The sequence below is a fragment of the Synechococcus sp. MIT2312 genome, assembly GCF_059772315.1.
Genome location: NZ_CM186281.1, coordinates 2188352 through 2207973, shown reverse-complemented (window position 1 = coordinate 2207973; position 19622 = coordinate 2188352). Strand labels below are relative to the sequence as shown.

Genomic DNA, 19622 nt, shown 5'->3' with positions numbered 1-19622 from the left:
CTCAGTTCTTCACCTGCACCGGCACACCGTGACGCAGGCTCAGAAGATTGCTGGTGATCACGTTCTGCCCCAGCTTCAAACCTTTGGTGACGGGATAGCGGTTGTTCTGGAGAGCACCGAGATTGACCGGGGTTTGCAGCGCGAACACAGTCGCGGAAGGAATCACACCGCGGTCAATCCCCCGTTTGATCCTGGCCAGATCAGCCTTGCCAGGCTGAGCTTCAAGCTCCTTGAGAGTGCCAAGACGGAACACAAAACTCTGGCCGGAGGTCTGCGTCACGGCCGCAAAGGGAACGGATGGCTGCTGGCGGGAGTCGAGCTGAACCCGGGTCCGCAACCTCTGGCCGTTGCGCAGCTTTCCATCTGGATTGGGAAATTGAGCCCTCACCAGAAGTGCCTGGGTTCCGGAGTTGATGCCCGGATCAATCGACATCACCGAGCTCCTTGCCATCACCTCGTTGCGGCCCGGAAGACTGAGCAACACCGGCAGACCAACCCTGATGCGATCTGCATAGGTGGACGGCACCTCCACCCTGGCCTCCAGGATGTTGTTGCGAATCAGTTGGGTGAAGGGATCGCCATTTCTGACCACATCCCCGACCTGCACAGAGACGTCTGCCACGGTTCCAGCGATCGGTGACTGCAGATTGCTGTAGGCCAGCGTGGCCTCTTGAGCTCTGACCTCTTCTCTCGAAGCGATGTAAATCGCGCGGCGCTGATCCCGCTCCGAGGCTTCCGCAGCACCAAGAGGCACCAGAAATTCATAGCGTTTCAGCTCCAGCAGATCCTTCTGCTCTCTGGCTTTCAGCCCTGCAAGTTTGGCCTGCTCCTGAGCTTGATCAAGAGTCATGAGCAACTGACCTGGGGTCACCCGATCTCCCTGGGTGATCTTCAATTCAATGATCCGGCCAGATGCCTGAGCCGCAAGCTGAACCAGATCCCCGGCTTCCAGGGTGCTGACTGTGTCGACATCTTCTGTGAATTCAGCCTCGGTGACAGCGACCTTCTTCACTTCTGGAAGAGGTCTCTGCCCATGGCCGCCCTTACCGCAGGCAGCGAGCATGAATGCCGTCAGGACCAAGGGGATCAGGGGTCGGTTCAGACGCACGGTCAAGACTCAGTCGGCCGCATTATGACGGCGCTGTCGATGTCAAAGGCTCAACTTGAGCAAGAATCGTCTCAACGGGAATCGACGCCGTGGGCGGACCTCTGAAACAGGATCTGTTCAGCCATCACGGCGAAGCCGCTCGGCGGCGGCAGGCACCCCTCGCTGATCGCTTGCGGCCGCGCAATCTCGATGAATTCGTTGGGCAGGGAGCAATCCTGGCGGAAGGGCGCCTTCTGCGCCGAGCCATCTCAGCTGACCGCGTCGGCAATCTGATCCTGCATGGCCCGCCCGGGGTCGGAAAAACCACCCTGGCGCGAATCATCGCCAACCACACAAGAGCGCATTTCAGTTCTCTCAATGCCGTGCTGGCTGGAGTGAAAGACCTGCGTTCCGAAGTGAGCGATGCCGGTCAACGCCTTGAACGTCATGGGCTGCGAACCATTCTGTTCATCGATGAGGTGCATCGCTTCAACAGCGCCCAGCAGGATGCACTCCTTCCATGGGTGGAGAACGGCACACTCACCCTGATCGGTGCCACCACAGAAAACCCCTTTTTCGAAGTCAACAAGGCACTGGTCAGTCGCTCCAGGTTGTTCCGACTGCAGAGCTTGGGCCCGGACGACCTCAGTCGTTTGCTGCAATCAGCGCTGCACGACAAAGAGCGCGGCTATGGCGAACGTCAAGTAGAGATCAGCGCTGAGGCCTCGGCCCATCTCGTCAACGTGGCGGGAGGTGACGCGCGCAGCCTGCTCAATGCGCTTGAGCTCGCGGTGGAAAGCACGCCTGAAAATCATGATGGCGTGATCGCCATCGACCTGGGCATTGCTGAAGAATCCATTCAGCAGCGCGCCGTGCTTTACGACAAGCAGGGGGATGCGCACTTCGACACGATCAGCGCATTCATCAAATCCCTGAGGGGCTCGGACGCCGACGCAGCACTGTTCTGGCTGGCGCGGATGATCGAAGCCGGTGAAGACCCGCGTTTCATTTTCCGGCGCATGCTGATCTCAGCTGGGGAAGACGTGGGCCTCGCGGACCCCCAGGCGGTGGTGGTTGTCGAAGCCTGCGCCGCGGCCTTTGAGCGCATCGGACTGCCGGAGGGACTGTATCCATTGGCTCAGGCAGCTCTCTACCTGGCATGCACTGAAAAAAGCAACAGCACCAGCGGCATGTTCGAAGCACTGCGCCAGGTGCGTGAAGCGCAGCGTCAGGAAGTGCCTCCCCATTTGCGCGACGCCAACCGCGATGGCGATGCCTTTGGAGACGGCAAGGGCTATCGCTACCCCCATGCTTTCCGTGAACACTGGGTTGCTCAGCAGTATTTGCCCAGTGCCCTTCAGGGTGAAGCCTTTTGGTCACCAAGTCGCCAGGGCTGGGAAGGACAACGACGCGAACGGATGCTGGAACGGCGCGCTGCTCAGCTGGCGGCCTCCGCCGAGGCCGTTGACGAACACCCGCTGTTGGTCAGCAGCGGACCGGAGCAACCTCAGTTGGAACGTTGGCTGCAACGTCAACTGTCCGTGGATGGCGAACGTCTTCAGGAGTTGCGGCAGAAGCTGTGGTCCGAACTCTGCTGGCAACGCACGGATCGCGTGCTGATCCTCGGTGGGCGCTCGCTGCTCTGGTCGCTTGATCCTCTCGGAGCCGTAGCCGAGGGAGGCCTCACGATTCTCTGTGCATCCTCAACAGAACAGCGACGACTGGAAGCGCAGTTGCAGTTACTTGATCCTCTCAATCAGCCGGTCATCCTCGCCGATGCATCTGATCTGGAGCGACTGAGCCCCGACCATCAGTTCGAAGTGGTGGGCGGGCGGCTGAACCAGGAGGATCTCAATGGTCCTGACGTTGAAACGTTCTGGGCCCGGGTGAGCTCCCGCTCGACCAGCGGCGCTCAACTGAGGTTGTTGCTGAGTGAACCCCAACTTGGGCCGGCAGGCGGCCTGCTGGAGCTGCTCATGAGTGAAAGGAGAGCGAACCAATCGATGTCTGCGCTGAAGAACCTGGCTGCACTGGAATCCATCTGGCTGAACCAGACAGAACAGCGCCAGATGCTGCTGAACCAGCTTGAGCGGTGCGGCTGGGTCACGCACCTGAGCAGCTGGCAAGAATCGCTGAAGCTCTTCGTTGAGTCGAGCCTGGTCGAACGATGGCTCGGAAAAGACCGCCCTTACCGAAAAGCGCTCGAAGAAACCGGAGACGCCAGTAAAACCGAACTATCGGAGCTGCGTCGCGAACTATTGCAGCACCGTGGCACTCATCTCCCCCAGAGTCTTCGTCACTGGCGAATCGAAGGTCGACTGGCCTGAGAACCATTGATCAAAGCCTTTCATCAAAAAAGCCCCGGCGATGCCGGGGCTTGAAAAGCAGAGTTGATGAACCCGAGAGGGTTCCCAACAATCACCAGAGACCGCGAACGGGAGCAGCAGCAGGTGCTGGCTCGGCGGGGAGAATCTGGTTGGCCTGCACACATGCGGGCAGGAACACATACCAGGACAGCAGGGATGTGGACTGGGGCTCATCGAGGCCGTCCTTACAGACGTTCTGAGCACCGTCGGAAACGCCGTTGTCATTCAGACGGAAGTCGACAGGCAGCTGTCTCATGATGCCGGCAGAGGAGATTTCCCCATCAGCTGCATCGAGAATGATGGCGGAGCGAAGAGCGACCACGGCGGTCTTCTTCTTCTGCCAGTAAGGGAAGTAGCTGCGGGTCTGATCGTCCAGGAACTTCACGCCATCGGCGGAGTACAGGAAGCGAGATACACCAACCAGATCTACGTCGTAGCTCTTGGTCATGCCCTCTTGGATTTCATCAGCAGTCCAACCGGAGTTGTTGATGCCAGCTTGAAGAGCACGGTCAGTGATTTCGCCATCGTTGAAGAACTTGGCGAATGATGAGGCTTTGGTGGTCCAGACAGCGCCACCTGAGACCCAGCGCACAGGGCGCTTGGTGCCAGCTTCAGCGGCGACAGCCAGAGTGGAAATGGAAGCGGCGGCGAGAGCGCCGGCTGCAAAACGGGTGAACACGGACGGCGAGATAAACACGTCTTTTTAATCCTATCCAAAGGAAAAAGACTTGCCAACAAAATCACTGCTTAAAAGCGCAGATGAGGACAAATTCGCCTCACAAGGACCACCCGGCAAGACTCATGAATCTCAGTAGATGCATGGATCTCGCGATGAAGCATCGCCGTCGATTCATTTCTTCAATGAAGTCCATCCCAGAAAGGATTCATGTCGATCGGGCTGAAGATTGTTCACGCTGCGCAGAGCAGACAGTCCTGCAGAAATTCCTTCTTGGAGACGACAACCCCAAGTCGCCATTCCCCTTGTGACCACAACTGGGCAGCAACTTTGAAATGCAAATCGTGATGCGTAGCGGTGCGAAGGTTGGAGCTCACCTCCCAGAAACAAAGATCGTGCGCCAGAGAACCTTGCTGCCACTTGATCGCAGCCTCCTTCACCAGCCATCGATCGAGAACCTGCTGTCGCAGCTGGTCGCCTTCCAGCTCCATCAGCTCGCCCTGCTCGAACTCGGTGAAAAAACGGCGCACTAAAGCCGCGGCCGCATGGAGCTTTCGATCGGCACGCTCCAGGTCAACTCCGATGGGCTGCTGAGACCAACCCAGCAGACAGGCATCAGCACAGTGGCTAAGGCTGACATGGCCCCACTCATTCGGCAGCTGAGGTGGAGCACCCGGTGGTGCGCTCAGCGGCACTTCCAAAGGGTCAACACCATGCAGGGTGGACAGACAACTGCGCATCCAGCCCCGCGATGCCAGGAACTGCTGCGCCCGAGACGCCGTCAGTCCTGTGGCAAAGGCATGCTCCTGGCTGCTCACAACAAGGTCACCAGCCGGAGCATCAGGGCCGATCTGCTGCATCCACAACGCAGTTACGCTGCCGCCGACAGTCCGGTTATCCATGACTCTGCAGATCGGCGATCCCGCCCCTGACTTCACACTTCCAGATGAGAACGGCGAGCCCCTCACGCTTTCATCATTGAAAGGACAGCGAGTGGTGATCTATTTCTATCCCAAAGATGCGACTCCAGGCTGCACCAAAGAAGCGTGCAACTTCCGCGACCGCTGGAGCGATCTCAAGTCCAATGGCATCAAGGTGCTGGGCATCAGCAAGGACAACGCCGCATCGCACACACGCTTCATTGCCAAGCAGGAACTCCCCTTCACCCTGCTCACCGACGAAGAACCCTGCGCAGTGGCCAGCAGCTACGAGAGCTACGGCCTCAAAAAATTCATGGGCCGTGAATTCATGGGAATGATGCGTCACACCTTCGTGGTGGATGCTGAAGGCAAGCTTGAGTTGATCTACAGAAAGGTCAAAGCTGATTCAATGGCTGATCAAGTGCTGAGCGACCTGGGGCTGAGCTGACCAGCGTCACCAGCGACTGCATGACCAGATCAGGGGCATGATTCAGCTCAAGCCCCTGGGTCAGCAAAGCTTGCATCAACAGCGGAGCATCACCACCGCAGAGCCAGAGCGGAGAGGGATCGAGGTCCTGGGCTCGGACAATCAGACCGACAAGACTTTCGATCACTCCCCGGCGCATCGCCTCACACGAATCCCTGGGGAACGACACGCCATCGCAGAAATCCTGATTCTGGTTGTCCGGATCTGGAAGCGCCTCAGTGCCTGCAGCCATCGCCTGCAACTGCAGCCTCAATCCGGCTGCGAGCCAGCCGCCATTGAATGCACCGTCTGCAGTCACTCGCGTCAGGCTGAGCACGGTACCGGCATCAACAACCATCAATGGGCCAACCTCTGCTGACTGGGTCCAGGCGCCCCACCCAGCCAGCGCCCTGTCGATGCCAAGCCAGGGAGGCACATTTTGCAGCGGAATCGCATCGAGGCAGAGGCGCCTGTCCGGACTGAGCATGGAATGGGCAGGAACAGGTCCCACTGCCGCCCACGAGCGAAGCGGGGCAGAGCCAGCCAACACCGACAGTTGCGGGCCGGAATGGCTGTAGCTCCAGGCACCGCTTCTGGATTGCTCAGCCCAGTGCCAGCGACTGTTGCCGATCAGCAGACAGCGCTGCTCAGAGGGCATGGTCAGATGCCATCGCCCATGACTCCGGGCACGTGGATTCCGCACTCCTGACGCTGCCCACCGAAGCGGGTGCCGCGGCCCTCGGACTCAAGGCCGTCTGGAGCACTGGAATGCCAGTCGCCCACGGTGGAATATCCCTGATCGAAGAGCGGATGCTGAGGCAGGTCATGCTCCTGCATGTAATAGAAGACATCCCGATTGGTCCAGCGCAACAAAGGGCGCAGAGACAGACGCTCACGAATCGGATCGAGCACGGTCATGGTCTTGCGCAGCTCTGTCTGGCCGCGTCGCACGCCACTGGCCCAGCAGCTCACCTTGCGTTGATTCAGTGCTTCCTCCAGCGGCTCGACTTTGCGCAGACGCAGATACAGATCCAGGTCCTGCTCTCGTCCGGTCTCCCAGAGCCTGCCGTGGACTGCTTCCATGCGGGCAGGAGACATCTCAGACTGCGCCACAACGAGCTGAGTGCCCAGTCGCTCACAGAGAGTGCTGGCATAGCGATAGGTCTCTGCAGGCAGATATCCCGTGTCCACCCAGATCACGGGCACGGTCTCTCCTCCGGGGAGACGACTGAGCATGTGCAGCAACACTGACGACTGGATCCCAAAGCTTGTGGTCATCGCGAAGCCGGACCCGAATCGATGGAATGCCCACTGCAGACACTGCAGAGGCTCCAGAGGCTCGAGCTCCGCGCGCAGGGTTTCGAGACCGGCGGCCGCCGTGCCCGAATCCACACCACCAGCGGTGCTGATCATGTCTGTGGTGCCCTGGCTCATGCACTCCATCCTCCAATGCCGAGGTGACCACAGGTCTGCCTATGGTTTCATCACGCACCAGAGAATGCCTTGACTCCCCCTGCCAGCGGGCAAATTCAACCGATCGTTGTGATTGGTGGTGGATTTGCCGGATTGTCAACGGCGCTTGCCTTCAGTCGCCTGCATCCACGACCAGCGGTCGTGCTGATCGAACCTCGTGACCGCTTTGTCTTCGTTCCTCTGCTCTACGAATTAATGAGCGGAGAGCTCAAGGGATGGGAGGTTGCGCCTGACTACGCATCGTTGCTGCAGGGGCACGGAATCAGCCATCTGCAGGACCGTGCCAGCTCCATCGACCTCGATGCCCGGTGCGTCACCACAGCATCGGGACGCACCCTGCCTTACAGCCAGCTTGTGATCGCCACAGGTGCACAACCCGAAGACTTCGGAATCCAAGGAGTCCGCGACAACGCCTTGAATTTCCACACCCTCTCTGATCTACAGCCTCTGCAGGAGCGAGTGCAGGAGCTGCGTCGGCGCCCAGCAGGCACGAGCTCCCTAGTGATTGCTGGTGCTGGTGCCACTGGGGTCGAACTGGCTTGCAAGCTCGTGGACATGCTCAACGGTGCCGCCACGGTGCAACTCGTTGAGCTCGGTGATCAGATCCTGCCAAGGTCGAAAGCCTTCAACAGGGAGCAGGCCGAGAAAGCGTTGAAGCAGCGTGGTGTCACCGTTCACCTCAACACCAGAGTGGAGTCTGTGACAGCGACTTCCGTGATGCTGAGCGGAGCACAGGGCTCGTCTCAACAACACCATGACGGACTGGTCTGGACCGCAGGCAGCCGTCCCAGCATTCCGGACATCTCTCCCAAGCTTGAGCTCCATCAAGGGCGGTTGCCTGTGACTGAGTCGCTCCGTCTGCAGGGCTATCCGGATGTTCTGGCTCTCGGAGATATCGCTGTGAATCCTGAAGCAGACGAACTTTCCCGCTGGCCTCATTCGGCTCAGGCGGCCATTCAGCAAGGGCAGTTCGCAGCCAAAGAGCTCAAGGCAAAGCTTCAGAACAAAGACCTCAACACCTTTGTGTTCAACGATCTCGGCGAAATGCTCAGCCTCGGCATTGGCGATGCCTCGATCACCGGCTTAGGCCTCACCCTTGCTGGCCCTCTGGCCTTCAAGCTGCGCCGACTGACCTATCTGACCCGATTGCCAGGGCTCTCGCTGGGGCTTCGCGCAGCCGGAGCCTGGCTGGTCAGTCCTTGAAACAGGCTCACCTGGCAGGACGAACCAGGGGGCTGCGTCCATCACAGCTCAAACAGCTGGATCGTCTCAGCCATCGTCGCCACCCCGATGATTCCGGCGCCGACGTTTTCACGCTGGAGCGGCTTGCCGAACTGGCTGTGAAGCTTGAGGAAACGCTGCATCTGCTGATCGACGACCGTGGCGTCTGCCGACTGCTTTGGGTTGGCCCACTCGGAGAATCCGATCGACTGGACCGACATCTCCAGGGCGGCTCCAGGCGTCGCTCAAGGCAGTGGCGCCTGATCAGCACGCTGCATGAACGGCGTTCTCCGGAACTGGTCCCAGATGGTCGCGATGCGGTGATCGCCCTGGATGTTCAGCCGGAATCGTGGCTGCGTTATCAGGCGGTGATCTCTCGCAGTGGCATCCGTTCCGGTGCCCTCTGGGTTCCAGATCCCAAGGCAGAGAGTGGCTGGAGTTGTGGAGAAACCGGCGATTTGACGATGCTCTGCCGCTGCGAGACCCCTGCGGGGCAGGGAGATCCGCTGGGCGAACCCTTTCAGGCAGCGCAGGAGCACACGGCAACGGTGGAACAGGTGCTGCTGCTCACTCTCACCGGCACGGACCCAGCGCGGAACGAGCGTGAACTGGCCGAACTGGAGGGGTTGACCCGCAGTGCCGGTGCAAGAACAGTTGCCGTCTGCCGCCAGCGTCAGGGACAGATCAATCCTCAGACCCTCTGGGGCACAGGCAAACTGCAGGAGGCTGCTCTGGACATCCGCAAGCACGGCGCCACGCTTGTGATCACCGACAGAGAGCTCACGCCTGTTCAAGCCAGGAACCTGGAGCGGCTATTGGACAGTCCCGTGATGGATCGCAGCGAGCTGATCCTCGACATCTTTGCCCAGAGGGCCTCCAGTGCTGCAGGTCGCCTGCAAGTGGAACTGGCTCAGCTCCGCTACAGACTGCCAAGGCTTGCAGGCCGCGGATTGAGCCTGTCTCGGCAGGGGGGTGGCATTGGCACCCGCGGACCCGGAGAAACCCAGCTTGAAAAAGACAAGCGTGCCATCAGTCGACGCATCGAACACCTGGGCCGGGAATTGCGCCAGCTGGGAGCTCACCGAGCCCGGCTGAGAGAGCGACGTCAGGACCTTCCCGGTGTTGCTCTTGTTGGGTACACGAATGCCGGCAAGTCATCGCTGCTCAATGCGCTCTGTGATCGCGCGCAAGGAGGCCCGGTCCAAGCCGAGAACATACTGTTCGCGACCCTCGATCCCACAACACGTCGGCTCTGCTTGCCGAGGGCTGGAGCCGCACCCCGCGAGCTGTTGATCACCGACACGGTGGGATTCATCCGAGAACTGCCGGCCCCTCTGATGCAAGCCTTCATGGCCACGCTGGAGGAAACCCGCAATGCAGACCAGCTCCTGCTGGTGGTGGATCTGGGAGATCCCGACTGGCAGGGACAACTCAAAGCTGTGCACTCCATTCTCGACGGTCTTGGCTGTGAGCAGCCCAGACAGGTGCTGGCCAACCAGATCGACCGATGTCATGCAGGAGCTCTGGAGCGGATCCGTGAACTGGAACCCGAAGCCCTCTACCTCTCCGCCACGCAGGGGACCGGCCTGAAGGGTCTGCGAACATGGCTTGAACAGACGTTCTGGGAGTCCACACCAGAAACAGTCAGCCCACCTGTCTCGGAGCCAACAGGCGCACCCCCCAATGGTTGAGCTCAGTGCCGCTCTGCAGAACGGAGACGCTCTGGTCACGCTCGCTGTGTTGTTGATCGCGGTGGCCCTGTTCATCAGCGGTGCGATGGCGCCCGAACTGGTGGGGCTGCTCAGTGTGTCGCTGCTGATGATCGGTGGGGTGCTGACCCCACTTCAGGCCCTGAGCGGCTTCGGCAGTCCAGCCCTGATCACGCTGATGGGTCTGTTTGCCGTTTCCGCAGCCCTGTTCCGCAGCGGCGCCCTTGATCGACTGCGCGAACTGATCGCCTCCGAACGCATCCGCAGTCCCAGGCGCATGGTGGGCCTGCTGACCCTGGTGGTGGCACCGATCTCTGGCGTGGTGCCCAACACCCCGATTGTGGCCAGCCTGCTTCCGGTGCTCGAGACCTGGTGCCAAAAGCGAGGGATCGCGCCATCCAGGGTGCTCCTGCCTCTGTCATTCGCCACACTGCTGGGCGGCACGCTGACCTTGCTCGGCAGCTCCGTGAATCTGCTGGCCAGTGACGTCAGCCAGCAGCTGGGCTATGGATCTCTGGATCTGTTCAGCTTCAGCGCCATCGGTGTACCCGTCTGGCTCGCCGGAGCGGCCTACATGCTGCTCGCCCCTCGCGCATTGCTGCCCGACAGAAGTGCCCCCGATGACCAGCTGAGCACCAATCAGTCACTGACCGGCTACTTCACCGAAGTCACCATCCCAGGCTCGTCCTCCCTTGTCGGACAGACCCTGCGGCACAGCCGGCTGCAACGTCGGTTTGATGTCGACGTTCTCGAGCTGCAGAGAGCTGGCGAGCGAATCCTTCCACCCCTGGCCGACCGCTGCATCGAGGCCGAGGACCGCCTCCTGCTGAGGGTCACGCGCGCAGATCTGTTGCGCCTGCAACAGGACCACACGATTCAGCTGGCCTCCGCCAATCGTCCTTCCGCTGATCAGCTCGCCGTGGCCAGCTCCGAGCCGGCCCTGTCCAGCGAAGGCACAGACGGTCAGAAAACCGTTGAGGTTCTGCTGCCCGCTGGGTCCACATTGGCCGGTGCAAGCCTGCGGGAGCTGCGCTTTCGACAACGCCATAACGCGACGGTGCTGGCACTCCGCCGTGGTCAGCAGACAGTTCAGGAGCGACTTGGCCAGGCCGTTCTGCGTGAGGGCGATGTGCTGCTGCTGCAAGCTCCACTGGATGCGATCCGAGGGCTTCAGGCCAGCAACGATCTGCTGGTGCTCGACCAGCTTGAAAACGATTTACCCACCATCCGGCGCAAGCCTCAGGCCGTGACAATCACAGCTCTGATGCTGCTGGTGCCCACAGTCACCGCCGTGCCCCTGGTCGCCGCAGTGCTGATGGCCGTTGTGCTGCTGGTGCTGATGGGATGCCTGAGAACAGGAGAGGTGCAGCGCTCGATCAGACTGGACGTGATTCTTCTGCTCGGATCACTCTCCAGCTTCAGTGTGGCTCTGCAGACCAGTGGCCTGGCCAATGCCATGGCATCCGACATGGAGAGGCTGCTGCTGAACTGGCCGTCTTACTGGGCGTTGCTGGTAATTTTTCTGGCCACCAATCTGATTACCAGCGTGATGAGCAATGCCGCCTCGGTGGCACTGTTGGTTCCTGTGGCCACGCAGCTCGCACCCTCTCTGAGCCTTCCCCCCCAGGCTTTGTTGCTCACAGTGCTGTTTGGAGCCAGTCAGTCGTTTCTCACTCCGATGGGATACCAGACCAACCTGATGGTTTTCGGACCAGGCCGTTACCGCTTCCTCGATGTTGCTCGCTACGGAGCCGGTCTCACGTTGCTGATGACCTTCTTGGTTCCGGGACTGATCCTTGGCCAGGCAGGAGGAGGCTGAGCGCATGGCACTGCCTCGGGCCATTCATCGCACTCAGGCTTGGTACCGGCGCCTCACCGTGCCCCAGTTCACGGTCGTGACGGGATTGCTGGTGATCACGCTCGGGACACTGCTGCTGTCCAGCCCGCTCTGCTCCAACACGAGTGTCGGACTCTGGGAAGCCCTGTTCACAGCGACCTCCGCGGTCACCGTGACAGGCCTGAGCGTGATCGACGTCGGCAAGGATCTGACCGTCGTCGGCCAAGGCGTTCTGGCGGTCATGATCCTGGTGGGAGGGCTTGGTCTGATGGCGATCACCACCTTCCTGCAGGGGTTTGTGGTGCGGGGAGCTTCCCTGCGACGTCGCCTGGACCGTGGCCAGACCCTTGATCAATTCGGAGTGGGAGGCGTCGGCGGAACGTTCAGAAGCATTGCCCTCACCGCAGCAGTGCTGATCATGGTGGGCGCCGTTGTGCTCTACACCTACGGTTTTTCAGACCTTCCTGCGGGTGGAGAAAGACTGTGGGCATCCGTGTTTCACAGCATCTCTGCCTACAACAACGCGGGGTTCGGCCTCTGGAACGACAGCCTCGAGAGCTACCGAACGAATCGGGTGGTGAATGCTGTGATCATGCTGCTGATTGTTCTGGGAGGACTCGGCTGGCGTGTGACCAGCGATCTCTGGAGCAACCGGCAACGACTCAAGCGCCGCAATCTCAGTCTTCACACACGACTGGTGCTGAGAACATCGATTCTGCTGATCCTGATCGGAACGTTCGGGCTGCTGCTGACTGAATCCCTCTCCAAGGGGCACATCCTCACCACGATGGGCTGGCCTGAGCGACTGATGACGGCCCTGTTCGAATCCGTGAGTGCTCGAACAGCGGGCTTCACCACAGTTCCGCTCTCTGAACACAGTGTTTCCGACTCCGGACTGTTGCTGCTGATGGCCTTGATGTTCATCGGAGCCAGCCCTGGAGGTACTGGCGGAGGCATCAAGACCACCACGGTGGCAGCGCTGATGGCCGCCACGCGATCCACACTTCGCGGTCAGGATGATGTCGTCATCCGCCATCGTCAGATTCCTGACAAGGTGGTGCTGAGGGCCGTGAGCATCGTGATGGCGTCCCTGATGTTTGTGCTTGTGATGGCACTGCTTCTCGCCCTCACCACCAATCAGAACGGTGAAGAGCCCCTCACTTTTCTGGAACTGCTGTTCACCTGCATCTCAGCCTTTGCCACTGTGGGGATGGACCTGGGCGTGACTGAACAGCTTGGGCGTTTTGGTCAGCTGATCCTGGTGGTGGGAATGTTTGTGGGCCGACTGGGGATCCTGCTGCTGCTGAGTGCCATTTGGGAGAGCTTCGATCGAAACCAGCTGCAGCGCCAGAATCGGATCGGTTATCCCCGTGAGGATCTCTATGTCTGAACGTGACTCGTTGGGGCTGATGCCATGAGGGATTGGTGGCACTGGTCGCCTGCTGAAGACAGCGACCCCCGCAGCTTCGGGATCGTGGGCGTTGGACGCTTTGGCAGCGCTGTTTGCCGCCAGTTGATGCAGAGCGGGGCAGACGTGCTTGCTGTGGATCGTTCTTCGAAAGCGATCGAGGAACTCAGGCAACTTGAGCCGTCGATCGAAGCACGGGTGCTCGACTGCACCGACGAGGAATCGCTCAGGGAAGCAGGCATCCTCGACATGGACACCGTGGTCGTGGCGATCAGCGAACCGATCGAAGCCAGCATCACGGCCACCCTGATCGCCAAAGACAGCGAGGGCACTCGCGTGCGCCGTGTGATTGCCAGGGCCACCAGCGATCTGCACGAAAAAATGCTGAAACGCGTTGGCGCAGACCGCGTTGTATTTCCTTCGCGGATGCAGGGGGAGCGTCTGGGGCTTGAGCTGGTTCGGCCCAATCTGATGGAGCGGTTGGAGCTCGACGAGCTCAACTCGATCGAGGAGATCAAAGTGCCTGAGCGCTTTGTTGGACTCTCACTGCGCGATCTCAACCTGCGTAAGAACTATCGAGTCAATGTGCTGGCAGCCGGACCGGCTGCCGACCTGATGGTGAATCCACCCGCAACACACGTTTTGATGGAAGGGCACGTTCTGGTGGTGATGGGTTTGACGGATGACCTTCAGAACCTCCCCCGCACCTGAGCGGAATCATGCGCGTTCTCGGGCTGATGAGCGGCACCAGCGCCGATGGAGTGGATGCGGTTCTTGCTGAGTTCAGTGGGCGGTCGAGCAGCCCACGCTGGACCCTCATCCACAGTGCTTCCTGCCCTTATCCCTCAGAACTGCGCCAGCGCATGCTGGCCGTGGCCCTGGGTGACGCAGCGCCTGCAGCGGCCTTTCTGGAACTGGCTGAAGCGATCACTGAACATCAGGCAAAGGCTGCTGAAGCGTGCGATCCCGATCGTTCAGCCAGCCTCGTTGGCTGCCATGGTCAAACGATCTGGCACCGCCCACCTGCATGCGACGCGAAAGGCCAGAGCCGACGTGGAAGCAGCTGGCAGATGCTTCAGGGTCCGCTGCTCGCTCAGTTACTGCAGCGACCAGTGATTCACGATTTCCGAGCCGCCGACTTGGCTCTGGGAGGGCAGGGTGCCCCCCTGGTGCCCATGGCCGATGCGGCTCTGATCGGCAGGATCGAAGGCTGGCGGGCACTTCTGAACCTCGGTGGCATCGCCAATATCACCCTGATTCCACCATCACGCGGTCCAGACCGGAAACGACCTGTGCTCGGCTGGGACTGCGGTCCCGCCAACAGTCTGATTGACCTGGCGATGACCGGCTTCAGCGGCGGGAAAGAGCGCTGTGACAAGGACGGAGCCATGGCTGCACAGGGCCAGGTGATGGATGAGCCGCTAAAGAGCTGGCTCAGTGAGCCCTATTTCCTGAAGAGAGCTCCGAAGTCGACCGGACGGGAGCTGTTCGATCGCAAGGACCTGGAACGGAGGCTCAGCGAGCTTCAACCGGCCTGCCCCGAAGACCAGATGGCCACACTCACAGCCTTGACAGCTGCAGTGGTGGCTCAGGATCTACAGCATCTGAGGGATCTCGACCTTCCCCTGCCGGTGGAAATGGTGGTGGCCGGAGGAGGCCGCCGCAACAGCACTCTGATGCGGGAATTGCAGGTGCGTTGCCTGGGTCTCAGAGTGCGCCCAAGCGACGACCTTGGACTGCCTTGCGAGATGCGCGAGGCCCTGGTGTTCGCGCTGCTGGCCTGGTGGCATCACCGCAATCATCCCGGCAATGCGCCCTCGATCACTGGGGCTGAACGCGGCTGTGTTCTGGGGGTCCGCGCCGAACCGGTCTGAACTCTTTCAGTCGGGTCGATGCAGGCGCAACCGCCTGGGAGCGCCCCGGAGTCGACGAGGCTGCTGCGCCTCCAGAGCTGAACGCAAACGCTCCGTGGATGTCGGAGCTGGCACCGTCGGAGCTGGCACCACTGAGGAACTGACCTGCTCCAGCCTCTGAACCCCCTGCTGAATCAACACCATGGCCATGTTGCTGACGGTTCGGCACTCCTGTTCAGCAAGAGCTGTGAGCCGATGACAGAGATCTTCGGGAAGAACCACCTGAATCCGGGGCGATTTCGGCTTCCCGCTGGATGAGGTTTGGCGGGTCGCCACGAACCGTGAGGCAGAGATACCTAAAAGTGTACTGAGATGCGCAAGGGTAGTATCCAGCACTATGATGCGGTCATCGATTCATTCACCGTCACGCGGCTCATCACCCCAGGACTGCTCTTCAACGATTCCGCCAGGACTGCCATGCCACGCACAACCAGCCAGGCCCCCAGCACCCGCCAGTCAGCCCCGCAAAAACGAAGGGCTGGCGGTTCTCGTCGATCCCGCCGTGCCGCTGAAAACAGCGATGTACTGGTATCGGCTGTGATTAGTTCCTATCTGCTCACACACCTGCACCATGTGCTGCAGCGAGCTGAATACGGCGCTGTCCAGGAAGGAAGGATGTCGCAGGCGGCCAACTATGCCCAACTCCGCAAAGTTCTCTGCATGGATGCGCGCAGCATGGAGGATGCTTCCGCAGCGGGCCTCAAGGAAGCCGATCTCGATCAGGCCGCATAAAAGAGAACGTCCTTGGGCACTCAGGGCTGGCATGGATAGGGTTTATGGAGATGGTGGTGCTCCATGAGCAACGCAGCAGAGCTCTACGCAAAAATCGAACAGGACCGGGATCTGACTCGCGCCCTGTTCAGGCAGGCACTTCAGAATCCTGATGGAGCCGTTCAGACCATCTGTCAGGTGGGAGAACAGATGAACCTTTCGGTGACCCACGACGAGGTCAAGACGTTCATCAACAGCCTGGATGACGAACTCAGCAAACAGTGGCTGGTCAAAGCGAGGGGCGGTCTTTAATCACTTGGCTGGACTGGCTGGGTGAAGCCGGAACAGGCAGACGATCCCTGCTGCCACCTCCCCCGGCCCAGCTGAAGAACAACCAGTAACTCACCAGAGCCAGCCCTGCGGCCACCACCAGGGCGGCGACCTGCTCCAGCCTTCGCATCAACGCAGCTTCTCTGTGTGAGCACAGTCTGCCCACACCTCGACGCGAGATGATGGAATTTCTCCGCGTCTTCGCCGGTGCTGCGACTCGAGCACGTCAGCAAGATCTATCCCACAGGGGAAGTGCTTCGCGACGTCACCTGGGAGATCAAACCCGGCGATCGCATTGGCCTTGTGGGTGTCAATGGCGCAGGCAAATCGACTCAGATGCGGTTGATCGCCGGCCATGAAGAGCCGACCAGCGGCTCAGTCGTTCGCCAGGGAGAACCACGCATCGCATTCCTGCAGCAGGAATTCGATGTCGACCCCAACCGCTCAGTGCGGCAAGAGCTCTTCCAGGCGTTTGGAGAAGCCGCCACGGTGCTGAACCGCCAACGCGAAGTGGAGGAGGCAATGGGCTCTGAGCAAGCCGCTGAAGATCCCGACCACCTCGATGAGTTGATCCACGAGCTGGGACAACTGCAAAACCGATTCGAAGCCCTGCATGGCTACGAACTGGATGCCCGCATCGACAAGCTGCTGCCCACCATCGGCTTCACGCCAGACAGTGCAGAGTGCCAGGTCGGGGACTATTCGGGTGGCTGGCAGATGCGCATCGCCCTGGGCAAGATTCTTCTGCAGGACCCGGATCTGCTGCTGCTCGATGAGCCGACCAACCACCTTGATGTGGACACCATCCAGTGGCTTGAGGGCTACCTGCAGGAGCAGACAGCAGCCCTGGTGGTGATCAGTCACGATCGAACCTTTCTCGATCGCGTCTGCAACCAGATCGTTGCCACCGAACGGGGAATCTCCAGAAGCTATCTGGGCAATTACACCGCACATCTGGAACAGAAGCAGCTGGAACAGGAGGCGACTCAGGCTGCCTTCGACCGTCAGCAGAAGGAGATTGCGACCCAGCAGGCCTACATCGATCGCTTCAGGGCCAGTGCCACACGAAGCACCCAGGCGAAGAGCCGGGAAAAACAGCTCGACAAGGTGGAACTGGTCAACGCGCCGATCGAAAGCGTTGCCGGACCGAGTTTCCGGTTCCCTGACGCACCCCGTTCCGGGGCCCAGGTCGCTCTGATGGAGAACCTCACCCACAGCTATGGCGACCAGATCCTCTTCCTCGGAGCGGAACTAGAGGTGGAGCGGGGGGATCGGATTGCTTTTGTCGGGCCCAATGGAGCGGGCAAATCCACGCTTCTGCGACTGATCATGGGAATGGAGTCACCCGACGAAGGGTCGGCCCGCCTAGGCGAACACAATGTGATCGCGCGCTATTTCGAACAAAACCAGGCAGAGGCTCTGGACCTGAGCAAAACCGTTATCGACACCATGTTTGAAGCGGTTCCGGACTGGACGCAGACCCAGGTGCGCTCGCTGCTGGGCAGCTTCTGCTTCAGCAACGACACAGTCTTCAAGGAGGTCGGCAAGCTCAGCGGCGGCGAGAAGGCAAGGCTTGCACTGGCTCTGATGCTGCTGACACCATGCAATCTCCTGGTGTTGGACGAGCCCACAAACCATCTCGACATCCCCGCCAAGCAAATGCTGGAAGACGCCCTGTGCGCCTACGAGGGAGCGGCCCTGCTCGTGTCTCACGATCGGTATTTCATCTCCCGTGTCGCCAATCGGATCGTTGAGCTGCGCGATGGCGAACTGGTTCTTTATCGAGGTGACTATTCCTATTACGTTGACAAGAAAGCCGAAGAGAAAGAGGCCGCCGAAGCCGCCCTCCGACTGGCGCAACAGGACGCGAAGAGAAAGGCCAAACGCGAGAAGCAGAAAGAGCGAGACGCGAAGCGCAAAAGTGCGGCCTGATTCAAATCCCGCGGGATGCAAGACGAAACTTCACGAACTGTTAGGCAGGAAGACTTATTTCCCTTTACCGGCTCTGAACGTGTGCATAGGCTGACATCACCGATCCCGGCACTCGATGAGAAACACTGAAACTCAGTCCGCCGGTATCCAAGACTTCAACCTGAGCAGTCCCAATCCAGCTGGCGAGCATGAGCAGACATGGGATGCCGTCGAGACCTACTTCGAGTGCATCACCACATGCTCCCTCGACGATGGTGAATGCATCACACGCTGCGTTGAGCAACTGAAGGATGCAGATGACGCCTGACCCAGATCAGGGCATCTTCAGAGCACGCATCTCAACGGGCCTGACCGTCACTGGCAGTTGCTTTCCCTGACGCTGCACGCTGAGGATCAGTGGCTGACCAACACCGCTGCGATCAATGGCTGTCACCACTTCAGCTGGATTACGCACGGCCTGGCCGGCCACTGACACGATGACATCGTTGACCTGAAGGCCGGCCAGAGCTCCAGGGCCACCAGGCATCACCGAGCGGACAACCGCTCCGGGTGGCACGATCCCGCCGGGCATTGATGCAGGAATCGTCGACAGACCGATCCCCACCATGGGGTGACTGGCTCGTCCCTGGTTCACCAGCTGCAAGGCGATCGTTTTTGCCCTGTTGATCGGAATCGCGAATCCAAGTCCGGCGCCAGGACCCGAGCGCACCAATGTGTTGATCCCCACCACCTCACCAGCGGAATTGAGCAAAGGGCCGCCGGAGTTCCCGGGGTTGATCGCCGCATCGGTCTGAATCAGATCCAGACGTTTGCCCTGGATGCCGAGCTGGGAGACATTCCTGTTGAGGTTGCTCACAATTCCCAGGGTCACGGTGTTTTCAAGCCCAAAAGGATTGCCAACAGCAATGGCCCAGTCACCAACGCGCAGTCGATCCGAATCGCCAAGCGGAGCGGTCGGCCAGAGGCCTCCTCCCTGGAGCTTCACAACCGCGAGATCGGTCACCGAGTCCTGACCGACCACCTGGCCTGAAACGCGTCTGCCATCAGGCAATCCCACCATCACCCGATCCATGTTTTCAACGACATGGGCGTTGGTCAGCACCAGTCCCTGACCATCAAAAATCACACCACTGCCCTGACCGCGTTCGACGCGAGCTCTGGGAGCCGCCGAGCCCTGCAGGCCGAAGAATCGCTGAAAGAAGGGATCAAGCAGCAGTCCATCAGGCAACCCCGACCCACCGGCTGTTCGCACCGTTCGCTGCGTTTCCAGCGTGACCACTGCAGGGCCGCTTTTCGCCACGGCCGCCGCCACAAAGGATTGAGCGACCAGTCCCGCCGAAGCTGAAACCTGGGGTGCTGCAAGAGCGCTCCGCTGCGGCATGACCAGCCCAGCGGGAGCCACCAGCGACAACCCCATCATCAAAGGCAGGACCCGGCGGCGAACACGCGACACCGGAGCATGCTTTTTGACAGAAATGGTGGGTGCCACAGCCATGGAGAGGGCAATGAGAACTATCGAGAAACTGACCTTAATGAGGGCAATCCAGCGCGGACAGGGGGGATCGCCCTTGAT

The 19622-nt window shown here is 60.2% G+C and carries 20 protein-coding genes; 12 read left to right on the top strand and 8 right to left on the bottom strand.

The window, feature by feature from the left end; genetic code table 11:
* Position 1: 1 nt before the first annotated feature.
* Positions 2-1063: an efflux RND transporter periplasmic adaptor subunit gene (locus AC6EI9_RS12125; RefSeq protein WP_498470062.1), complete on the bottom strand. Its 1062-nt coding sequence runs from the start codon at positions 1061-1063 to the stop codon at positions 2-4.
* 146 nt (positions 1064-1209) lie between these two features.
* On the opposite strand from AC6EI9_RS12125, the gene AC6EI9_RS12120 reads away from it, so the two are divergent.
* Positions 1210-3414 carry an AAA family ATPase gene (locus AC6EI9_RS12120; RefSeq protein WP_498470061.1) on the top strand — a complete coding sequence of 735 codons (2205 nt, stop codon included), beginning with the start codon at positions 1210-1212 and terminating at the stop codon, positions 3412-3414.
* A 91-nt stretch (positions 3415-3505) separates the two neighbouring features.
* Here AC6EI9_RS12120 and AC6EI9_RS12115 read toward each other — a convergent pair whose 3' ends face one another.
* Together AC6EI9_RS12115 and AC6EI9_RS12110 are read right to left on the bottom strand one after the other, a co-directional pair.
* On the bottom strand, positions 3506-4132 hold the full coding sequence (locus AC6EI9_RS12115; RefSeq protein WP_498470060.1) for an alpha/beta hydrolase: 627 nt from the start codon (positions 4130-4132) through the stop codon (positions 3506-3508).
* Between the two features lie 230 nt (positions 4133-4362).
* Positions 4363-5031, bottom strand: coding sequence for a 4'-phosphopantetheinyl transferase family protein (locus AC6EI9_RS12110; RefSeq protein WP_498467982.1), 669 nt, complete (start codon positions 5029-5031; stop codon positions 4363-4365).
* Between AC6EI9_RS12110 and bcp the strand changes: the two genes are divergently transcribed.
* Positions 5030-5497: a thioredoxin-dependent thiol peroxidase gene (bcp, locus tag AC6EI9_RS12105; protein WP_498467981.1), complete on the top strand. Its 468-nt coding sequence runs from the start codon at positions 5030-5032 to the stop codon at positions 5495-5497. The genes AC6EI9_RS12110 and bcp overlap by 2 nt on opposite strands.
* On the opposite strand, the gene AC6EI9_RS12100 is transcribed toward bcp, so the two are convergent.
* On the bottom strand, positions 5445-6173 hold the full coding sequence (locus tag AC6EI9_RS12100; protein WP_498467979.1) for a type III pantothenate kinase: 729 nt from the start codon (positions 6171-6173) through the stop codon (positions 5445-5447). The genes bcp and AC6EI9_RS12100 overlap by 53 nt on opposite strands.
* A gap of 2 nt (positions 6174-6175) precedes the next feature.
* A complete protein-coding gene (locus AC6EI9_RS12095) occupies positions 6176-6949 on the bottom strand; it encodes a phosphoadenylyl-sulfate reductase (protein WP_498467978.1) in 774 nt (257 codons plus the stop codon).
* Between the two features lie 69 nt (positions 6950-7018).
* Between AC6EI9_RS12095 and AC6EI9_RS12090 the strand changes: the two genes are divergently transcribed.
* The 6 genes from AC6EI9_RS12090 to AC6EI9_RS12065 are packed head-to-tail and all read left to right on the top strand — an operon-like array spanning position 7019 to position 15037.
* On the top strand, positions 7019-8191 hold the full coding sequence (locus tag AC6EI9_RS12090; RefSeq protein WP_498467976.1) for an NAD(P)/FAD-dependent oxidoreductase: 1173 nt from the start codon (positions 7019-7021) through the stop codon (positions 8189-8191).
* Positions 8188-9900, top strand: a complete 1713-nt coding sequence (hflX, locus tag AC6EI9_RS12085; protein ID WP_498467975.1) for a GTPase HflX — start codon at positions 8188-8190, stop codon at positions 9898-9900. The genes AC6EI9_RS12090 and hflX overlap by 4 nt, the downstream gene beginning before the upstream one ends.
* Entirely contained in the window at positions 9893-11737 is a 1845-nt protein-coding gene (locus tag AC6EI9_RS12080; RefSeq protein ID WP_498467974.1) for an SLC13 family permease, read from the top strand. Before hflX ends, AC6EI9_RS12080 begins: the two co-directional genes overlap by 8 nt.
* A 4-nt stretch (positions 11738-11741) precedes the next feature.
* Positions 11742-13145 (top strand): TrkH family potassium uptake protein, encoded by a 1404-nt coding sequence (locus AC6EI9_RS12075; protein ID WP_498467973.1) that lies wholly within the window; start codon positions 11742-11744, stop codon positions 13143-13145.
* A 24-nt stretch (positions 13146-13169) separates the two neighbouring features.
* A complete protein-coding gene (locus AC6EI9_RS12070) occupies positions 13170-13874 on the top strand; it encodes a potassium channel family protein (protein WP_498467972.1) in 705 nt (234 codons plus the stop codon).
* A gap of 8 nt (positions 13875-13882) precedes the next feature.
* Positions 13883-15037 (top strand): anhydro-N-acetylmuramic acid kinase, encoded by a 1155-nt coding sequence (locus AC6EI9_RS12065; protein ID WP_498467971.1) that lies wholly within the window; start codon positions 13883-13885, stop codon positions 15035-15037.
* A gap of 6 nt (positions 15038-15043) precedes the next feature.
* On the opposite strand, the gene AC6EI9_RS12060 is transcribed toward AC6EI9_RS12065, so the two are convergent.
* Complete coding sequence (locus AC6EI9_RS12060; protein ID WP_498467970.1) at positions 15044-15352, bottom strand: ribbon-helix-helix domain-containing protein; 309 nt, start codon at positions 15350-15352, stop codon at positions 15044-15046.
* Between the two features lie 141 nt (positions 15353-15493).
* Here AC6EI9_RS12060 and AC6EI9_RS12055 point away from each other — a divergent pair, with 141 nt between their 5' ends.
* Positions 15494-15808 carry a DUF8682 family protein gene (locus AC6EI9_RS12055; protein ID WP_498470059.1) on the top strand — a complete coding sequence of 105 codons (315 nt, stop codon included), beginning with the start codon at positions 15494-15496 and terminating at the stop codon, positions 15806-15808.
* 63 nt (positions 15809-15871) lie between these two features.
* On the top strand, positions 15872-16099 hold the full coding sequence (locus AC6EI9_RS12050) for a DUF8665 family protein (RefSeq protein ID WP_498467969.1): 228 nt from the start codon (positions 15872-15874) through the stop codon (positions 16097-16099).
* Here AC6EI9_RS12050 and AC6EI9_RS12045 read toward each other — a convergent pair.
* Complete coding sequence (locus AC6EI9_RS12045) at positions 16077-16247, bottom strand: hypothetical protein (protein WP_498467968.1); 171 nt, start codon at positions 16245-16247, stop codon at positions 16077-16079. The two genes, AC6EI9_RS12050 and AC6EI9_RS12045, sit on opposite strands and share 23 nt — an antisense overlap.
* Before the next feature lie 77 nt (positions 16248-16324).
* Between AC6EI9_RS12045 and AC6EI9_RS12040 the strand changes: the two genes are divergently transcribed.
* Complete coding sequence (locus AC6EI9_RS12040) at positions 16325-18049, top strand: ABC-F family ATP-binding cassette domain-containing protein (protein WP_498467967.1); 1725 nt, start codon at positions 16325-16327, stop codon at positions 18047-18049.
* 115 nt (positions 18050-18164) lie between these two features.
* Positions 18165-18356, top strand: a complete 192-nt coding sequence (locus tag AC6EI9_RS12035; protein WP_498467966.1) for a DUF8642 family protein — start codon at positions 18165-18167, stop codon at positions 18354-18356.
* Between the two features lie 6 nt (positions 18357-18362).
* On the opposite strand, the gene AC6EI9_RS12030 is transcribed toward AC6EI9_RS12035, so the two are convergent.
* Positions 18363-19544 carry a trypsin-like peptidase domain-containing protein gene (locus tag AC6EI9_RS12030; RefSeq protein ID WP_498467965.1) on the bottom strand — a complete coding sequence of 394 codons (1182 nt, stop codon included), beginning with the start codon at positions 19542-19544 and terminating at the stop codon, positions 18363-18365.
* Positions 19545-19622: the final 78 nt, after the last annotated feature.